Source organism: Neobacillus drentensis (genome assembly GCF_036966985.1).
GTDB lineage: Bacteria > Bacillota > Bacilli > Bacillales > Cytobacillaceae > Neobacillus > Neobacillus drentensis_E.
Genome location: NZ_JBALSN010000100.1, coordinates 343 through 2,576, shown reverse-complemented (window position 1 = coordinate 2,576; position 2,234 = coordinate 343). Strand labels below are relative to the sequence as shown.

The window sequence follows — 2,234 nt, the reverse complement described above, 5'->3', positions numbered from 1 at the left end:
GATTATGGCTAAACGATTATCTCCTGTTACTGCTCTTGTAGTTGTTCCAATTGGCTTTGGATTAGTTGGAGGCTTTGGTTCAAAGCTTGGAGATATGATGCAGGAAGGATTAAAGGTTGTTGCGCCTTCAGCAGCACTATTATTATTTGCAATTCTATTTTTCGGTATTTTAATTGACGCTGGGTTGTTCGATCCGCTAATTAAACAAATGTTGAGATTGGTAAAAGGGGATCCAGTAAAAATCGCAATAGGAACGGCAATCATTGCCATGACAGTTGCACTTGATGGAGACGGTACAACAACACATATGATTACAATTTCTGCATTGCTGCCGCTGTATTTACGATTAGGCATGAATCCACTTGTTCTTGGGACTATTTCTATGCTTTCTGTCAGTATTATGAGCGGCATGACTCCTTGGGGAGGTCCAGCTACAAGAGCAATTGCCTCTTTGGGCCTTGATGCCAATGAATTTTTTATTCCACTCTTGCCTACATTATTTGCAGGAATGGGAAGTATCTGTTTTACAGCATATTTCCTTGGGAAAAAAGAACGAAAAAAGATTGGAATAATTAGTGTGGAGTTTCCGTCTAGAACCATTTCTGCCATTCCTGAAGCAGCTATAGCTTTGGAAATGACTGAGAATTTTAAGCGCCCTAAGTTGATATGGATTAATCTTCTGTTAACGCTCGTGGTCATGGTCGTTTTGGTAATGGGAATATTGCCAGCTCCAGTGTTATTTTTAATAGGGTTTGTTCTTGCTTCTACGATTAATTACCCTAATTTGAAGCAACAAAAAGATCGTATCATTTCACATGCAGGTAATGCTCTAACAGTTGTTACTCTCGTTTTTGCAGCAGGGATATTTACAGGTATTTTTTCTGGAACAAAAATGGTAGATGCAATCGCCCATTCACTAGTTTCTATAATACCAGCTTCTGTTGGATCTTACTTCCCTGTAGTGGTGGCGTTGACAAGTATGCCGTTTACTTTTGTTTTGTCGAATGACGCTTATTACTTTGGTGTTTTGCCAATTTTGGCAGAAGCGGCATCTGCATATGGCGTTGATCCTTTGGAAGTAGCCAGAGCTTCCGTTTTAGGTCAGCCTGTCCACTTTTTAAGTCCTTTGGTCGCATCTACACTGTTATTAATAGGAATGATTAATACCGACTTGGGAGAATTCCAGAAATATGCTTTCAAATGGGCTGTTATCTGCTCATTGGTGGTCACCATTGCTGCTATATTAACTGGAGCATTTACACTTTTTAAATGAGGAAATGAAATGATAATAGAATAAATTCAGAGCTGTTTTCGAATCGGTAAATCCAGTGATTTCGAAAGCAGCTCTGTTTTATATAATTTTGTAAATGTAGGTTTATTGTACGGTAAGACGAATGATTTTCACAATCGTTCTGGCAAAATTGAAAACGGTGTATAATCGAGTGTCATTAATAAATTGTGATGCGGGCAGGGGATCAATATAGTTGACCACACCTTTGATATGGTAATCTCCAACTTCAGGTAAAATCTTCTCCAAGGCCTTGCCAGGAGCAAGCGGCCCTTTGTTAAAAATCATAAATCCAACTTGGCTTTTTTCACCCAAACATGCATCAATACTGATAATTAATGGCTTTTTTAGTTGCTTATTGATGTCTTTCAAAATATCCTTTAAGTTAAAGGCATGAACAGGTTCTTTCAAAGTACCATACACATGATAAGGAACAAGACTTTCTCTAAGCATAGTACCCACTAAAGGCCCCAGTGAATCACCTACATACCGGTCTGAACCAATGCATAGAAACACAATATCTCTATGTTCAAGCGTAGAGCAAGTGATTATTTCTTCCATAATCCTTGCAGATGCCTCAATTTCCTTTTCTTCCACCATTTCTTTCACTTTAATTCTAAACAAAGTGTTTTCTTGTTGTGTGTTTTCATGATTATTGTAAAAAGGGCACATTCTATTTCCCCCAAATTGGATACATAATTATTTTTCCTGTAAAAGTACCTACTACTATTATATCAGCTAAACCAGCATGAAAACAGTAACTTAAAACTGGGCACAATGGGATGTTTTCTTTTTTACCTCCCTATCTCCTAATAGTTTAAAAAAGAAAGGAAGTATTGCACAAATAACAACTACTCTCAATACTTGCACTACTAATATTTTAATCGACCAGATGTAAATATGGTAAATATACAATAGATAAAGAAATAAATAAAATACAAAATTT

2 protein-coding genes are annotated in these 2,234 nt (G+C 37.0%); one reads left to right on the top strand and one right to left on the bottom strand.

Features of this window, described 5'->3' with window-relative positions:
- Position 1 precedes the first annotated feature (1 nt).
- Positions 2-1,273 (top strand): CitMHS family transporter, encoded by a 1,272-nt coding sequence (locus V7659_RS07075; RefSeq protein WP_335539041.1) that lies wholly within the window; start codon positions 2-4, stop codon positions 1,271-1,273.
- 102 nt (positions 1,274-1,375) lie between these two features.
- Here the strand turns inward: V7659_RS07075 and yyaC are convergent, their stop codons facing one another.
- Positions 1,376-1,960, bottom strand: a complete 585-nt coding sequence (gene yyaC, locus V7659_RS07070) for a spore protease YyaC (protein WP_335539039.1) — start codon at positions 1,958-1,960, stop codon at positions 1,376-1,378.
- Positions 1,961-2,234 lie beyond the last annotated feature (274 nt).